We start from the raw sequence: 15,577 nt of genomic DNA on the forward strand, positions 1-15,577 counted from the left end.
GATATTGATCAGTATGCTGATGATCAGTATACTTGTCAACGATCGTACACGTCGCGCCCGGTCTGAGGAGAATGCGGTGAAAGACAACAACGACATGCCCGGGCATCTGGCGCGCCGGTTCCAGCAGATCGCGGTTGCCGTGTTTCTGGCCGAGGTCGAGGATGCCGGCTTCGACCTGACGCCGGTGCAATACGCCGCGCTGGCGACCATCAAGGCCAATCCGGGGCTCGACCAGGTGACGCTCGCAGGATTGATCGCCTACGACCGCACCACCATCACCGGCGTGATTGATCGCCTGGTGCAGAAGGGGCTGATCGAGCGCCGCGCCTCAAGCCGCGACCGCCGCGCCCGCGAGCTCGGGATTACCGACGAGGGTCGGCGTACCCTGCGCAAGGTCACGCCGGCCGTGGAATCGGCCCAGCGCATCATCCTGCGCGGCCTCAGCGCAAAGGAGGGCGAGGAATTGATGCGGCTGCTGCACAAGGCGATTGCCGCCGGCAATGAGCTCAGTCGCGCGCCGCTGCGCGAAGTGCAGGTCTGATTTCAGACGCGTCCGCAATTGTCGCGGCGGGCTAAACCAGGAACTAACTTTCAGCTGCTAACGTCGGCCGCATTGCACGCTTAACGCGCGATTAACTTTTGCGGGACGGAGTTCCGGATGTTCAGGTTCCTCGTTATGGCCGCAGCCATGACGCTCTCGGCCAGTCATGCTGTGGCGGGCGGCCATGGCGGCGGAGACCCTCCTCCGCCGAAGGTCGAGGCACCGGTGGCTCCAGCCAAAGTCATCCTGACCAAGCAGGGTCCCAAGCTCGTCAATCTCAACGGAATGACGCTCTATACCTATGAGCGCGACACTACCGGAAAGACGTCGAGCTGCAACGGCAAGTGCACCGAGAGCTGGGTGCCGCTCGCCGCTACGGCCGACGCCAAAGCCGTCGGCGACTTCACCGTGATCAGCCGCGACGACGGCAGCAGGATGTGGGCGTACCGCTACCGTCCGCTCTACACTTCACCGGCCGACAAGGCGCCGGGCGATGCCAACGGCAACGCCATGACGCTGCAATGGCGGGTCGCTCGGCCTGAGAACTAGCGCAAGATCGTCGCGCGAGAGTCGCAGCGCGCACGAATTTCCTTAGCCTCGCCAGCCTCCGCCGGCCTCCGCTCGCGCGCTCTGTCCGGGCGGCAGCACGACGACCATCGAATTGAGCTTCACCCGATCGTACAGATCGATCACGTCCTCGTTTCGCATCCGGATGCAGCCTGACGAGATTGCCTGCCCGATATATTCCGGCTGGTTGGTGCCGTGGATGCGGTAGAGCGTGTCCTTGTTGCCGGTATAGAGATAGATGCCGCGCGCACCCAGCGGATTGGCCGGACCGCCGGGAACGCGCGCCGGATAAGGTCCGAGCCGCGCCTGGATGTCTGCCGTCGGAACCCAGTCGGGCCATTCCGCCAGACGGCCAACCCGCGCAACGCCGGAGAACGCCATGGCTTCCTCGCCGACCGCAACGCCGTAGCGGATCGCCTTGCCTTCAGGCAGCACGTAATAGAGGTAGCGCGCGTCGGTATCGACGAGGATAGTGCCTGGCTGCTCCTTGCGGTGGTAATCGACGACGTGGCGGAGATATTGCTCGGGCACGTTCGCCTTCGCGTAAGGCGTATGCGCGAGCAACTGCCGGTCGCGCGGCGTCATGCTCGCGTCGCTCGACGGCGAAAGCGTTGCCTGCATGCAGCCGCCCAGCGGCAGCAAGGCAACAACGAACAAAGCGAGTATGGATCTTGGCACCCCCGGCCCCCGAATAGCGATAGCAACGCCCCCAGCCTCCCCAGATGCTGACAAAATCGTGCTGAAAACAAGGCGGCGCGGAACACATGCGCGTGTTCGACAAATTGGGTTCCATCACCACAAACGGCGGAAGAGCGTCGCATCATCTCCATCCCCTCGCCTTGCTTTGGTCAAACCCGGCTGGACTCGTGCGTCATCGGGCCGGGCTGATCGGATTTGCCCGGCTCGCCGCACCAGATCGGCTCGCGCCAATGCGACCAGGACTTAACACCCGGGCTTCAAGCACCCGGGCTTCAAAGGAGCTGCGATGCTCGCGACGCTGAACCCTAAGCAAATCGTCGATGAGATCGTGAAGGACACGGTCAAGGACAACGATCCGCACGACGCGATTCAGATTTCACCCGACATCGTGCGGGCTTCGCGTCCCATCAGCGTTGCGCCCGCGCTGGCACCTGACGTCACGACGCGTCCGGAACCGAAATTCGCGCCGGAGCCCAGGTTCTCGCTTGAGCGCAAAATCTCTCTGGAGCCCCGGTTCAGTCCTGTCTCGGAGCCGCCGGCGGCACCCCCACCCTCGGTTGATACTGCCGTACGCGTCGCAGCGAACGACGGTCATGGCCCGCGGAAGCGATCTGCCGTAGGCAACTGGATGCGCGGTGCATTCGTCACGTTCCTGTTTGCCGGAGGAAGCGTAGCCGCCACCATCGCGTGGGAGAAGCACGGCGATACCGCCAAACAAATGCTCGCCGAATGGACCCCGGTCTTGGCGTCGCTGCTGCCTCTGACATCGCAGTCCGCCACATCGCAGACCGCGCCGGTCGCCGCCGCCCAAGCCGCGCCGGCCGCGGAGCAAGCTGCCCCGCCTGCGGCACAAGCGGCGGTCGATCAAACGGCCGTTCAACCCATAGCGCCGCCTGCGACCCAGGTTGCAGCCGCCGCGCCTGCGGCAACACCATCCGATGCCGCGCAGTCGGTGCAATCGATGACGCGCGACCTCGCCGCGATGGCGCAGCAGATCGAGCAGCTCAAGGCCAACATCGCCGAGTTGAAGGCCGGACAGGAGCAGATGGCCCGCGAGATGGCAAAGCCGCCCGCGCCGAAGCCGACAGCGGAGGTCAAGCCTCTCGATCCGCGCGCACGCGCAGCTGCGCTGCCGTCACCGCCGCCGGTTCGCAAACCGAAACCGGTCGTGTCGCACACTTACATGCCGGCCTCTTCGCCTGCGCCGCTCGCGCCTCCGCCGCCGCCCTCGCGAGCTGCCGCGATTCCGCCGCCATCGGCCGCACCTGTCACCACGACTGAAGCCGTTGCCGATGACGACGGACCAATCGTGCGTCCGCCGATGCCGTTGCGCTAGAGGCACGCAACAGCACGGCGCCGCTACGACGTCGCGTAAGCTGTCCGAGTCGATGTCGTGCGTTGAGTCCGGGCAATTACGGAAAGCGACGCGCAGGTCATCTTTCGCTCAAGAGAAAAGGCCGTCGGGAGCTATGCCGGCGGCCTTCTCTTGCAGCTGCCGGTTCCCGGAGCCCGGTTCTGCTGCAATTCCATGCTTCATGATCACGCCACGTATTTAATAAATTCTTAATGGACCAACATGCTGCACATCATTTCTGCGCCATAAGCACAGAGATTGCGCGGCCTGTTCATCCGCTGGATATCGACTCAGTGGTACCATCCGACATGTGTTGAGACTTCCACCGAAGCTCAGCTCCTCACACCGGGGGAATTCTGATGCCTTACTACTCCTTCGATCTTGTGGTTGGTGAAGAGTTCAGGAACCAGGGCGGAATCATTCTCGAAGACATCGAGGTTGCCTCCGATCGAGCCGATCAACTGGCGACCGAGCTGTCGCAGGTGAAGCCGGAGCTGCAGCAGAAGGGCTGCGCGGTGCGAGTCACCGATCGCGATCACAACGAGCTCTATCGGACACCGCTCGATCCGGTGCCGGCCTGGCGACGCTGACTATTCAGCAAAGGACGGCGGCTCGAACCAGTTCGTCAGCGACAATCCGCCGTCGACGACGAAAGCCGCGCCGGTGACGTAACCGGAGAGCTTGTTCGACAGCACCGCGAGCGCCATCGGTGCGAGGTCATTGGCCTCACCGAGGCGCCCGAGCGGAATGTGCCGTGCCAGCGCGGGATCCGCAACGAACCCGCCGGCCGCGATCGCGCCGGGCACCAGCGCGTTGACGCGGATGCCGTAGCGGCCAAACGATTTGGCCAGCTCCTTCACCAGCATCGCCAGCCCCGCCTTCGCCGTTGAATAGTGCGGCAGGTTGCGCGGCGTGCCCGCATGCAGCGAGGTGAGAAACAGGAACGAGCCCGGCCGCTTCGCCGCGATCAGCCGCTTTGCGAGTTCGCGCGCCAGGTGAAAGCCGGCATCGAGATTGACGGCATGCATCTGCTGCCAGATCCTGCGATCGACCGCGAACACATGATCGGCCTCCCGCCGCGGTGGCGACGCGCTGTGGACCAAATGCGTGATCTCGCCCAATGCTGCGTTCGCGGCGGCAAGCAGCGCGTCGCACGCATCCAACTCGGCGAGATCGCCGACCCAGGGCACCGCCAATTCAGGCCGCCGGCTGGCGCCGATCGCGGCCGTCACCCGCTCGGCGTTCACATCGGCGAACACGGTCCGGACGCCCTCGCCGACCAAGGCCTGCGCGATCGCGCGGCCGATGCCGTTGCCCGCGCCGGTGACGAGTGCGGTGTCACGGGCAGGATCGAACGGGGTGCTGAACAGGCTCATGTCACTCTCCGCGGCCGGATTTCGGGCCACGATAGCGCACCGCAGGGGGAAGCGACAAATTCGCCCCGGCACCATTGCCGAGCGGCCCGCCGGACGCTAGCCTCTCAAAAAACGGAGGAGATACCTGAGGATGCGCTACGGTTTGCTGATCGCTGGCCTGTTGCTGATCGCCGCTCCGGCCCAAGCCGATGACCACACACGCTCGACCTATGTCACACTGGTCTTGCAGGCCTTCGCCGCCAAGGTCGAATGCCCGGGCACGGACGTGGCCTACCAGGACCTGGTGCAGAAGGCGGAGCAGATGCACCTGCCCCAAGGCACCACCGAGAAGGTGCGCAAGGCGATTGCATGGATGCACACCGGCGGCAAGATGGGAGAGAAGCAGGACGACGATTTGATGGCCGAGGTCGCCGTGGCGACCCAGGCGACCGATCTCAACCAGCGCCGCCTCGGCATGCCCAATTGGTGCGAGACTCAGAAGAGCAACCTCGCCGGCCTGATCCGCGCCAAAGGCGGCTAGCAGGCAGCTTTCGCGGCGTTAAGCACGCCGCAGGGAGATTTTGCGCCGGCCAAAAATTGTTCACAATTCTGGAAAGCATGCGGGCCTCTTCGAATTCGAACAGGAATCTCTCATGCGGATGATCCATGTCGTTTTCGCCGGCACGCTCGCGGCCGCCACGGTGCTGACGGGCCCTGTGCTGGCGAAGAATTCAGACAGCCAAAAAGCCGAGGGCAATTCGCCCTCCTCGAGCTGCAGCGCCTATCAGCAGGCGCCTGACGGGACTTGGGAGCAGCTTCCCTGCAAGGAGGCAGGGGACCGCAGCCAGCCGCAAACCCGCAGATCCTCATCGCAGGGAACCGAGCACGACGGCCGTTGAGGCGCCTGCCCCTGCAGGTGGTTCAGCTCTGGTGAGGCCCGCGTATGATCTTCATGGCATCGGCGATGTGACGCCACTCTCTGGCCTCTTCGCCCTCGCCGCGGCCCTCGCAGGCCTGGGCCTGCTCGGCGGCCTTGGCGATCGCAGCAAAACCGTGCTGTTCGAGCATCTGCCGCGCAACGGTATGGACCTGAACCTCGGACATCATGGGCGCTCTCCGTCTGATGAGGCCGCGGGGTCTGGCTCGACTCTCCCGCGGTCTCAGATAATGATCTTGCCGCAGGTCCCGTTCCGCCCGCCGTCGATCACATCGGCAGGCCGGGGAACGTAAGCGACACGAACGACAAAGGCGGCCCGCCATGCCCGGCGGACCGCCTTCTCACCCACCCCAAATGGGCCGCCGTCAGTCGCGCCCCCTACGCGACCGCCGCTTTCTTGCGCTCGAAATCATTGGGCACCTCGATATCGACCTCCAGGGTCGACACATCGTCGCCGCGCTCGAGCCGCACGATGACCTTGGTCGGATCCAGCGTCACATGCTTGGAGACGACAGCGAGAATTTCCTCACGCAGCACGCCGAGCAGATCGGGCTGGCCACGCATTCCGCGTTCATGGGCAAGCAGGATCTGCAGCCGTTCGCGCGCGACGGGTGCAGAGGCCTTGTTCCCGCGGAGAAGTCGGAGCAGACCCATGCTCATGCCGCCCTCCGTCGCAGCAGACGATCCATGAAGCCCTTGCGCTCGGTCGGCACCTGCATCGGAACGGTGTCGCCGCACAGCCGGCGCGCCGCGTCGATATAGGCCCGCGCCGGTGCGCCGTCCGCGTTCGACAGCGTGACCGGCGTGCCGACGTTGGAGGCGCGCAGCACGTCCTGGCTCTCGGGGATGATGCCGAGCAAGGGTGTCGCGAGGATCTCGAGGATGTCCTCGATCGTCAGCATCTCGCCGCGCGCGGCGCGTGAGGGATCGTAGCGGGTGATGAGAATGTGCTTCTCGACCCGCTCGCCCTTCTCGGCTCGCACGGTCTTGGAATCGAGCATGCCGATGATGCGGTCGGAATCGCGCACCGACGACACTTCCGGATTGGTGACGATCACGGCCTCGTCGGCGAAGCGCATCGCCATGGAGGCGCCGCGCTCGATGCCGGCCGGGCTGTCGCAGATCACCCAGTCGAAGCGGCCGCGCAAATCCTCGATGACCTTGCCGACACCCTCTTCCGTCAGCGCGTCCTTGTCGCGGGTCTGCGAGGCCGGCAGCAGCCACAAATTCTCCAGACGCTTGTCCTTGATCAGCGCCTGCGGGAGTTTGGCAACGCCCTGCACCACGTTGATGAGGTCGAACACGACGCGGCGTTCGGCCCCCATCACGAGGTCGAGGTTCCGCAGGCCGACGTCGAAATCGACGACGACGACCTTGTCGCCGCGCTGCGCGAGCGCGGCCCCCAGCGCGGCGGTGGTCGTGGTCTTGCCGACCCCGCCCTTGCCTGATGTCACGACCAGTACCTTGGCCATCTCGAAAATCTCCTTCTGGTCAGTTCAGCGCGGTAATTCGCATGGTGTTGCCTTGCAGGAAGGCTTGGGCCGGCCGCCCGCGAAGAGCGGCGTCGATATCGTCGGCGGTCTGATAAAATCCATCGATTGCAAGCAGTTCGGCCTCGATCTTCTGACAATAGATGCGCGCACTCGTGTGCCCGTTCACGCCCGCCATGGCGCGGCCGCGCAGGGCGCCGTAGACGTGGATCGAGCCGCCGGCGACGACTTCCGCGCCGGAACCGACCGAGCCGAGGATGGTGACGTCGCCTTCGGGGAAGATCACGGTCTGGCCCGATCGCACCGGGTTTTCGAGCAGCAGTGAGGTCGGCTTGGCCTCGGTCTTCGCCTCAGCCTTTTTGGGCGCGTTTGGCTCGACCACGCAGCTGCGTCCGCCCGACAGCAGCGGCGGCATCATCGGGGTCAACCTGGCCTCCTCCACGCCCTCGATCCCGAGCACGCGGATGTTGCGGTCCTGCAGGCTGGTGAGCAGATGGCCGATGCCGGACTGGCTGAGGTCGACCGAGGACAGGTCGATCACCACGGGCCGGCCGGCAAAGAAGCCCGGTGAGCGGGCGATGGTCGCGTCGATCTCGTGCAGCCAGTCCAGAACCGGAACCGTCGGCGTGAACACGAAGGCCACGTAGGAGCGCCCGCGCAGGCGCACCATTTGGCGTTGAGGTTTGACTGCAGCCTCCATAGCGGCCGACTCGTTCCCTGTTATTGAATGGTTAACGATGCGGCGGATATGGTTAATGGCCGGTTAATTCTCCGTGGGAATACCTGGGGGATGGGCAGGCTGGAGCCGCTTTCGTGTCCCGGACGGGCTGCAGCGTGCAACGCTGCTGCGCAGAGCCGGGACCCACGCCTCCCGGATCATGCTCTCGGTAAAATGGGCCCCGGCTCTGCAGCGCACCGTCTAAGGGACGCTGCGCTACGTCCGGGGCAGGTGCGGAGAACGGGGCAACGGCTGCCCCTTACCTCTTCACCTTGCTCGCGTCCATCTTGATGCTCGGATCCAGCATCTTCGTCGTGAACGCCGTCGTCACGTCGAATGGCTTCTCCATGCCGAGATAGGTGTGGACCAGATCGTAGTCCTTCTTCATCCGCTCGCCGTCGATCCAGCCGAGACCCTTGGTGGTGGTGAACTCGTCCGTCATCAGGAACTTGATGCGCTCCCACTGGCGCTCCTGGTTCTCCTTGTCGAGACCGGAGACCTGGTCGAGCAGCGCCTTCAGGCACGGCGTGGCGTCGGCGACGCAGGCGGCAAAGGCCTTCTGCGTGACACGCACGAAGTCTTCGACGACCTTCGGATTCTTCTGCAGGTAAGCGCCGTTGACGATCAGCGAGTTGCCGTAAGGATTGAGCCCGATGTCCTTCCAGTTGACGTAGCCGAGGTCCTGTCCGAACTCGATCACCTTCAGATCGTGCTCGTTGTAGAAGTCACTGATGATGTCGACGGTGTGGCTCTTCAACGCCGCGATCTTCGCGGTCGGCCCGACATTGACGAAGCCGACGGCATCGGGTGCAAGGCCTGCGGCCTTGGCGAAGGCCGGCCACATCACGCGCGAGGCATCGCCGGGCGGATTGCCGATCTTGTGGCCGGCAAAATCCTTCACCCCGTTCACGCCGTAGCTCTTCAGCCAGTAGAAGGTCTGTCCGGTATTGGCGTAGACGCTCATCACGGCAACGGTGTCGGCGCCCTTGCTCTTGGCCACCAGCATGGTGGCGAGATCGGCGACGCCGAAGGGCGAGCCGCCGGAGCCGACCTTGGCGGCGGAGACGCCGGAGCCCTTGCCGACCTCGATGGAGAGGTCGATGCCCGCCTTCTCGTACCAGCCCTGCGCCTTGGCGTAATAATACGGCGAGTGGTCGGCCGTCGGCGTCCAGTTGAGGATCAGGTTCACAGCCTCGCCCGCGCTCGCCGGCACCGCCGGCAAACCGAGCGCCAGCGCCAATACCAGGGCAGAGCCCGCCGCTTGCAAATGCTTCATCGCACCTCTCCTCATTGCCGCGACCCGGCTTGTCGCTCTCCCCATGGAAGGATACCAATGCAACAAGCCCGCCCTCAACTTGTCAACTGTTTGGTTGGAAATGACCGCAAAACGATCTGGCGACACCGTGCCGCAGCGGCGCGACCCCGTCGCCACCCGCAAGAAACTGCTCACCGCGGCGCGGCTGGAATTCGCCCGGCATGGCCTTGCGGGGGCCCGCGTCGACGAGATCGCCGAGCGCGCCGGCGTCAACAAGCAGCTCGTCTATCATTACTTCGGCGACAAGGACGCGCTCTACCTCGCCGTACTCGAATGGGTCTATGAGGACATCCGCGAGCAGGAGCGCCGGCTCAATCTCGAAGGCCTGCCACCGGAGAAGGCGATCCGCAGGCTGATCGAAGCCTCGTTCGACCATCTGGCCGCAAACCCCGATTTCATCGTGCTTTTGAACGACGAGAACCGCAGCGGCGCCCGCCACGTCCGCGGCTCGACCCGGCTGGAGGCGATGCATTCCCCGCTGGTCAAGAGCGTCTCGCACATCCTCAACGAAGGCGTGCGCGCGGGCGTGTTCCGCAAGGGGATCGATCCGGTCCAACTCTATATCTCCATTGCCGGCCTCAGCTATTTCTTCTTCTCCAACACGCCGACGCTGTCGGCGATTTTCGGCAAGGACCTGTCGAGCCGCGCCCAGCGCCGCGCCCGTCGCAGGCACGTCGCCGACCTCGTGCTCCACTCGCTCCGGCCATAATCAACCAACTGGTTGAAACTTTCCTCAAGGGCGGTTAGGCTTGCGGCTGCTTAGGCTGAAGATTTGCGGCATCGCCGCCGCGCCAACAGGGAGCAACCGGTGGCAGGAGACAGCGCACGCGCCTCGCGCAGGTTTGCGATCATCCTGATCGTGCACCTCGCCGTGCTCGTGCTCTGGCAGGTCCTGGTCGACGCCTTCCACGTGCCGAAATTCATCCTGCCCTCCCCGCTCGCGACCGTGCAGACGCTGGGAACCGCGAGCTATGCCTGGGGCGCCAACACGCTGGTGACGGCGATCGAGATCCTCGGCGGCTTCGCGCTCGGCGCCTTCGTCGGCGTCGCGCTCGCGGTGATCTTCAGTTGGGCGCCGCTGCTGAGCCTCGTGCTGCTGCCGCTGTTCGTGACACTGAACATGATCCCGAAGGTCGCGCTCGGCCCGCTCTTCATCGTCTGGTTCTCCTACGGCATCGTGCCGAACATCCTGATCGCCTTCAGCATCTGCTTCTTTCCGATCCTGCTCACCACCGCGCGGGGCCTGCGCGAGGTCGAGCCGGACCTGCTCGACCTCGTGAAATCGCTGCGCGGCTCGCGCTGGACGTTGTTTCGCAAGATCCAGCTGCCGGGATCGCTGCCTTACATATTCTCCGGCATGAAGGTCGGCGCCATCCTCGCGGTCGCCGGCGCCATCGTCGGGGAATTCATCGCCTCCGAGCGCGGGCTCGGCTACCTCATGATCCAGGTGCAGTCCTCGCTCGACACGCCCGCGATGGTGATGGCGGTCGTGCTGCTGACACTGCTCGGGGTCGCGCTCTACGGCCTGGTGCTCGCCCTCGAACGCATGTTCGTGGTCGGCGACGCAAGACAGACCTGACAACGACAGAACTAGGACCGGGGACCAGATCCATGCTGCTCACACGCCAGACGCTGCCCAAGACCATCCCCGATATCGCTGCCCTCGACGATCTCCTGTGCCGGCCGAGCCAGGCGCTGATCGACGACCTCAAGAAAGTCGAGGGCGACATCATGATCCTCGGCGTCGGCGGCAAGATGGGGCCGACGCTGGCGGGGCTCGCAAAAGCCGCCGTCCCGGATCGCCGCGTGATCGGCGTCGCCCGCTTCAGCGAAGCCGGTGTTGAGGAGTGGCTGCAGGCGCGCGGCGTGGAGACCATCAGTTGCGACCTGATGGACGAGCGCGCGATCCAGGCGCTGCCGAAGACACCCAACATCATTTTCATGGCCGGTAGAAAATTCGGCGCCGAGGGCGATCTGTCGCTGACTTGGGCCATGAACGCGCACGTGCCGGCGCTGGTCGCGCAGGCCTTCCCGTCCTCGCGCATCGTCGCGTTCTCGACCGGCTGCATCTATCCGTTCGTGCCGGTCGACGGCAAAGGCTCGACCGAGGACATGGCGCCGAACCCGCCCGGCGAATACGCGCAATCCTGCGTCGGCCGGGAGCGGATGTTCGAGTATTTCTCGCATAAGTTCGCAACGCCGGGACGGCTGTTCCGCCTCAATTACGCAATCGACATGCGCTACGGCGTCCTGCACGACATCGCGACGAAAGTGCTCGCGGGTACACCGATCGACGTCAGCCTCGGCCATGTCAATTTCATCTGGCAGGGCGACGCCTCGGCGCAGGCACTGCGCTGCCTCGCGCATTGCACGACGCCGACCTCGCCGATCAACGTCAGCGGCCACGAGATTTTGGCGGTGCGCGATCTCGCCCAAAAATTCGGCGCAAGGTTCGGCCGCGCACCGGTGCTGACAGGCAAGGAGGAGCCGACGGCGTGGCTGACCGACACGTCAAGGGCGGTCGAACTGTTCGGCCTGCCTGTCGTCGACACCGAGCAACTGATCGCCTGGACCGCGGATTGGGTCTCGCGCGCCATGCCGAGCCTCGGCAAGCCCACCAAATACGAGGTGCGCGATGGCCGTTACTGACGCCCCGCCCATCCTCAAGCTTGGCGTCGACGACGCGCTGGCAGGGCTCGCGCTATCGACGGAGGCGCACTGGAACCAGATCGAGGACGATTGGCGCATCTTCCTGCGTGAAGGCGTCGTGTTCGGCATTCGTGACGGTGCGCGACTGGTCGCGACCGCAGCCCTGCTGCCCTATTCCGGCAACAACGCCTGGATCAGCATGGTGCTGGTATCAGGCACGCATCGCCGCCGTGGCCTTGCCACCCGTCTCGTCGACGCCTGCCTGGAAACCGCGCGCCAGAACGGCCTGACCAGCTGGCTCGACGCCACGCCCGACGGCGCCGAGGTGTACGGACCGCTGGGGTTTACACCGACGCTGCAATTGCGCCGCCTGAAGCTGATGAAACCCGCGCGAGCCGAAGCGCCGCCCCCGTCATCCGCAACACTCGATGCGCTTCGTATGCGGGACCGGCGGGCCACAGGTTTCGACCGGTCTGCCCTGCTCTCCGCCTTCGCACAGCGCACCGGCTCGCGGATCGTGTCCGCGAACGGCGCCATCGCGCTGGTTCGCGACGGCAGAACCGCCCGCCATATCGGCCCGTTGTTCGCGGACGACGCCGCGGCAGCTCTGGCCTTGGTTGACGCGATCGTGCGCTCCGAGACCAGTCCGATGCTGCTCGACGCCGTCGCCGCGCAAGGCGTACTCCTGGATGGATTGCTGGCTGCCGGCTGGACCATCGAGCGTCCGTTCCAGCGCATGCGGTTCGGCGCCGCCACCATCGCCGCCGAAGAAATGCCATTCGCCGTCGCCGGCCCCGAATTCGGATAGGACATCATGCATCACAGCCAGATCCACAGCGACATCCGCAAGCTGATCGCCGACGGCACCGTGATGCCGGCGCATCCCCTCGCCCTCACCGCCGAGCGCCAGCTCGACAAGACGCATCAGCGCGCGCTGACGCGCTATTACATCGACGCGGGCTCAGGCGGCCTTGCGGTCGGCGTGCACACCACCCAATTCGCGATCCGCGACGTCGGCCTCTACCGCCCCGTGCTCGAGCTCGCCGCCGAGACGGCAGCACACTGGACCAAGCGTGCGCTGGCAATGGTCGCAGGCCTTGCCGGCCCAACCAGCCAGGCAACCGCCGAAGCCCGCACCGCGCGCGACATCGGCTATCACGCCGGCCTGCTCAGCCTCGCCGCGATGAAGAGCGCCTCCGAGGACGAGATCATCGCCCACTGCACGGCGGTCGCCGCCGAAATCCCGCTGATCGGCTTCTATCTTCAGCCGGCCGTCGGCGGGGTTGTCCTGTCGAGCCGTTTCTGGCAGCGCTTCGCCTCGATCGACAATGTCATCGCCATCAAGATCGCGCCTTTCAACCGTTACCGGACCCTCGATGTGCTGCGCGGCGTCGCGGCGGCCGGCGCGCTCGACCGCGTCGCGCTCTACACCGGCAATGACGATCACATCCTGCTCGACCTGATGCTGCCGTTCGACCTTCGCGAGAACGGCAGCACCACGCGGACCTATTTCAAAGGCGGCCTGCTCGGCCATTGGTCGGTTTGGACCGCGAGCGCGATCAAGCAGTTCGAGCGTTGCAAGGCAACGCGGCACAAGGACAGCGTACCCGCGGACCTGCTCGCGCTTGATGCCCGCGTCACCGACTGCAACAGCGCTTTCTTCGACGTCGCCAATGATTTTCACGGCTGCATCGCAGGCTGCCATGAAGTTCTGAGGCGCCAGGGCCTGATGAAAGGTCTGTGGTGCCTCGATCCGAACGAAGGCCTCAGCCCCGGCCAGAAGGAGGAGATCGATCGCGTCACCCGTGAGCACGCCGACCTCAGCGACGATGCCTTCGTCGCCGCCAACCTGAATAAATGGCTGGCATGAGCTCGGCCCCCTTCATCAGCCTGCAAGGCGTCCGCAAGGTCTATCGCAGCGGCGGCGCCGAGTTTCTCGCGGTGTCCGACGTCACCATGGACGTGCAGGAGGGTGAGCTGGTCTCACTGGTCGGCCCGTCCGGCTGCGGCAAGACCACGGTGATGAAGATCCTGGCCGGCCTGCACGACGCCGACGGCGGCACCGTGACGATCGGCAACGCGAAGAGCCCGTTCGACCCGACCCGCGACGTCGGCATGGTGTTTCAGCAGGCGCTGCTCCTGAAGTGGCGCACCATCCTGGACAACGTGCTATTGCCGGCCGAGATCGTCGGCCTGCCCATGAAGGCCGCGCGCGAGCGGGCGCGCGATCTGCTCAACCTGGTCGGGCTCGCCGGCTATGAGCAGAAATATCCGCAGCAGCTCTCCGGCGGCATGCAGCAGCGCACCGCGATCGCGCGCGCCTTCGTCCACGATCCCAAGCTGATCCTGATGGACGAGCCGTTCGGCGCGCTGGATGCGCTGACGCGAGAGCAGATGAATCTGGAAATGCTGCGGATCTGGCGCCAGAGCGGCAAGACCATCATCTTCGTCACGCATTCGATCCAGGAGGCCGTGTTCCTGTCCTCGCATTGCGCCGTGCTGACCGCAGGACCTGCGAAGATGGCCGACTATTTCCCGATCGACCTGCCCTTCCCCCGCGACCTGCCGCTCAAGACCACCGACGCATTCGGTGCCTATGCGCGAAGGATCTATGCGAAGCTTGGATTGGGAGCGGTGTAAGCTGCTCCCTCCGCCGTCATTCCGGGGCGCGACGAAGTCGCGAGCTATGATGCGCAATTGCGCATCTGAGAATCCACCGGGCAACACAACGCGCGGTGAAATGGATTCCGGGCTCGCGCCAAGCGGCGCGCCCCGGAATGACAGTGTCCTTTTGGATCACGCCCGAGAACACCGCGCCCCTGTGCCTGTGCTCAGCTCTTGTTGCGCATCTTGCTGAGCAGGTAATTGTCGTAAAAATTCTCCGCGATCTGCGTATAGAACAGCAGCTCCTTCATATACGCGTCGTGGCTGTCCTTGGTCCGCTTGAACAGCTCGCTCTTGGCGGCGAGCTCGTTCAAATGCTCCTGGGTCGCGTTATAGCAGGCCTCCAGCACCGGTTGCGGGAACGCTTTCAGCTCCGCGCCGTTGGCGAGCAGCCGCTTCAGCGCCGCCGGATTCACGCTGTCGTATTTCTCGAGCATCCAGGCGCCGGCCGCCGCGCCCGCCTGGTTGACGATCGCCTGGTACTGCTTGGGCAGCGAGGCCCATTTCTCGTCGTTGACGATCATGTGCAGCATGGCGCCGCCTTCCCACCAGCCGGGGAAGTAGTAGTACTTGGCGACCTTCTGGAATCCGAGCTTCTCGTCGTCATAGGGACCGACGAACTCGACCGCGTCGATCGTGCCCTTCTCCAGCGCCGGATAGATGTCACCGCCTGCGATCTGCTGCGGAACGACCCCGAGCTTTGCCAGCACATGGCCGCCCATGCCGGCGATGCGGAATTTGAGACCCTTCAGGTCGTCGACGGTCTTGATCTCCTTGCGGAACCAGCCGCCCATCTGGGTGCCGGAATTGCCGCAGAGAATCGCGTGCGCCTTGAACGGTTTCAGCGCCTCATTGGTGAGGTCGGCGCCACCGCCGAAGTGCCACCACGATTCCTGATGGCGATGGTTCATGCCGAAGGGCGCGCCGGTGGCATAGGCCAGCGCAGGCTCCTTGCCGATGTAGAAATAGAGCGGGGTCTGCGCCATCTCCACCGAGGACGTGCTGACGGCATCGAGCGCCTGCAAGCCCGGAACGATCTCGCCGGCGCCAAAGGTCTGGATCTGAAATTTGTTGTCCGTGGCCTCGGCGATATATTTCGCGAAGGTCTGCGCCGTGCCGTAGATGGTGTCGAGCGATTTGGGGAAGCTCGAGGTCAGGCGCCATTTGATCTCGGGCATGCTCTGCGCGATCGCAGGTGCAGCAACCAGCGTCGTCGCGCCGGCGGCCGCGCCGCCCGTGAGAAATGTACGGCGTTTCATGGTGGGTTCTCCCTGAAAGCAAGTTTGAA

The 15,577-nt window shown here is 64.8% G+C and carries 20 protein-coding genes; 12 read left to right on the forward strand and 8 right to left on the reverse strand.

What is annotated here, in order from left to right; genetic code table 11:
* Positions 1-76: 76 nt before the first annotated feature.
* Both RX330_RS21345 and RX330_RS21350 read left to right on the forward strand, forming a co-directional pair.
* Positions 77-541, forward strand: a complete 465-nt coding sequence (locus RX330_RS21345) for a MarR family winged helix-turn-helix transcriptional regulator (protein WP_317239708.1) — start codon at positions 77-79, stop codon at positions 539-541.
* A gap of 117 nt (positions 542-658) precedes the next feature.
* On the forward strand, positions 659-1,090 hold the full coding sequence (locus tag RX330_RS21350; protein ID WP_317239709.1) for a hypothetical protein: 432 nt from the start codon (positions 659-661) through the stop codon (positions 1,088-1,090).
* A 42-nt stretch (positions 1,091-1,132) separates the two neighbouring features.
* On the opposite strand, the gene RX330_RS21355 is transcribed toward RX330_RS21350, so the two are convergent.
* Positions 1,133-1,786, reverse strand: a complete 654-nt coding sequence (locus RX330_RS21355; protein WP_375847717.1) for a L,D-transpeptidase — start codon at positions 1,784-1,786, stop codon at positions 1,133-1,135.
* Positions 1,787-2,093: 307 nt separating this feature from the next.
* On the opposite strand from RX330_RS21355, the gene RX330_RS21360 reads away from it, so the two are divergent.
* Both RX330_RS21360 and RX330_RS21365 read left to right on the forward strand, forming a co-directional pair.
* Positions 2,094-3,143 carry a hypothetical protein gene (locus tag RX330_RS21360; RefSeq protein WP_317239711.1) on the forward strand — a complete coding sequence of 350 codons (1,050 nt, stop codon included), beginning with the start codon at positions 2,094-2,096 and terminating at the stop codon, positions 3,141-3,143.
* Between the two features lie 377 nt (positions 3,144-3,520).
* Positions 3,521-3,751 carry a DUF6894 family protein gene (locus RX330_RS21365; RefSeq protein WP_200454753.1) on the forward strand — a complete coding sequence of 77 codons (231 nt, stop codon included), beginning with the start codon at positions 3,521-3,523 and terminating at the stop codon, positions 3,749-3,751.
* Here the strand turns inward: RX330_RS21365 and RX330_RS21370 are convergent, their stop codons facing one another.
* Positions 3,752-4,537: an SDR family NAD(P)-dependent oxidoreductase gene (locus RX330_RS21370; RefSeq protein ID WP_317239712.1), complete on the reverse strand. Its 786-nt coding sequence runs from the start codon at positions 4,535-4,537 to the stop codon at positions 3,752-3,754.
* Between the two features lie 130 nt (positions 4,538-4,667).
* Between RX330_RS21370 and RX330_RS21375 the strand changes: the two genes are divergently transcribed.
* Positions 4,668-5,057 carry a hypothetical protein gene (locus tag RX330_RS21375; RefSeq protein WP_212085865.1) on the forward strand — a complete coding sequence of 130 codons (390 nt, stop codon included), beginning with the start codon at positions 4,668-4,670 and terminating at the stop codon, positions 5,055-5,057.
* 112 nt (positions 5,058-5,169) lie between these two features.
* On the forward strand, positions 5,170-5,415 hold the full coding sequence (locus RX330_RS21380) for a hypothetical protein (protein ID WP_212085867.1): 246 nt from the start codon (positions 5,170-5,172) through the stop codon (positions 5,413-5,415).
* 22 nt (positions 5,416-5,437) lie between these two features.
* On the opposite strand, the gene RX330_RS21385 is transcribed toward RX330_RS21380, so the two are convergent.
* From RX330_RS21385 to RX330_RS21405, 5 genes are all read right to left on the reverse strand, one after another.
* Positions 5,438-5,623 carry a hypothetical protein gene (locus tag RX330_RS21385; RefSeq protein WP_212085869.1) on the reverse strand — a complete coding sequence of 62 codons (186 nt, stop codon included), beginning with the start codon at positions 5,621-5,623 and terminating at the stop codon, positions 5,438-5,440.
* Between the two features lie 208 nt (positions 5,624-5,831).
* On the reverse strand, positions 5,832-6,113 hold the full coding sequence (gene minE, locus RX330_RS21390) for a cell division topological specificity factor MinE (RefSeq protein ID WP_212085871.1): 282 nt from the start codon (positions 6,111-6,113) through the stop codon (positions 5,832-5,834).
* Positions 6,110-6,925, reverse strand: a complete 816-nt coding sequence (gene minD, locus RX330_RS21395; RefSeq protein WP_212085873.1) for a septum site-determining protein MinD — start codon at positions 6,923-6,925, stop codon at positions 6,110-6,112. Before minD ends, minE begins: the two co-directional genes overlap by 4 nt.
* A gap of 19 nt (positions 6,926-6,944) precedes the next feature.
* Entirely contained in the window at positions 6,945-7,643 is a 699-nt protein-coding gene (gene minC / locus RX330_RS21400) for a septum site-determining protein MinC (RefSeq protein ID WP_212085875.1), read from the reverse strand.
* A gap of 277 nt (positions 7,644-7,920) precedes the next feature.
* Positions 7,921-8,937 carry an ABC transporter substrate-binding protein gene (locus tag RX330_RS21405; RefSeq protein ID WP_317239713.1) on the reverse strand — a complete coding sequence of 339 codons (1,017 nt, stop codon included), beginning with the start codon at positions 8,935-8,937 and terminating at the stop codon, positions 7,921-7,923.
* A 100-nt stretch (positions 8,938-9,037) separates the two neighbouring features.
* Here RX330_RS21405 and RX330_RS21410 point away from each other — a divergent pair, with 100 nt between their 5' ends.
* From RX330_RS21410 to RX330_RS21435, 6 genes are all read left to right on the forward strand, one after another.
* Positions 9,038-9,685, forward strand: a complete 648-nt coding sequence (locus RX330_RS21410) for a TetR/AcrR family transcriptional regulator (RefSeq protein ID WP_212085879.1) — start codon at positions 9,038-9,040, stop codon at positions 9,683-9,685.
* 99 nt (positions 9,686-9,784) lie between these two features.
* Positions 9,785-10,555 (forward strand): ABC transporter permease, encoded by a 771-nt coding sequence (locus RX330_RS21415; protein WP_317239714.1) that lies wholly within the window; start codon positions 9,785-9,787, stop codon positions 10,553-10,555.
* A 32-nt stretch (positions 10,556-10,587) separates the two neighbouring features.
* Positions 10,588-11,625 (forward strand): NAD-dependent epimerase/dehydratase family protein, encoded by a 1,038-nt coding sequence (locus RX330_RS21420; RefSeq protein ID WP_212085889.1) that lies wholly within the window; start codon positions 10,588-10,590, stop codon positions 11,623-11,625.
* Entirely contained in the window at positions 11,612-12,433 is an 822-nt protein-coding gene (locus RX330_RS21425) for a GNAT family N-acetyltransferase (RefSeq protein ID WP_317239715.1), read from the forward strand. Before RX330_RS21420 ends, RX330_RS21425 begins: the two co-directional genes overlap by 14 nt.
* A gap of 6 nt (positions 12,434-12,439) precedes the next feature.
* Positions 12,440-13,495, forward strand: coding sequence for a dihydrodipicolinate synthase family protein (locus RX330_RS21430; RefSeq protein ID WP_317239716.1), 1,056 nt, complete (start codon positions 12,440-12,442; stop codon positions 13,493-13,495).
* A complete protein-coding gene (locus tag RX330_RS21435; protein ID WP_212085901.1) occupies positions 13,483-14,265 on the forward strand; it encodes an ABC transporter ATP-binding protein in 783 nt (260 codons plus the stop codon). The genes RX330_RS21430 and RX330_RS21435 overlap by 13 nt, the downstream gene beginning before the upstream one ends.
* 191 nt (positions 14,266-14,456) lie before the next feature.
* Here the strand turns inward: RX330_RS21435 and RX330_RS21440 are convergent, their stop codons facing one another.
* Complete coding sequence (locus tag RX330_RS21440) at positions 14,457-15,548, reverse strand: TRAP transporter substrate-binding protein (protein WP_212085903.1); 1,092 nt, start codon at positions 15,546-15,548, stop codon at positions 14,457-14,459.
* Between the last annotated feature and the right edge of the window lie 29 nt (positions 15,549-15,577).

Origin of the sequence: Bradyrhizobium sp. NDS-1, from assembly GCF_032918005.1 — a bacterium.
Taxonomy (GTDB): domain Bacteria; phylum Pseudomonadota; class Alphaproteobacteria; order Rhizobiales; family Xanthobacteraceae; genus Bradyrhizobium; species Bradyrhizobium tunisiense.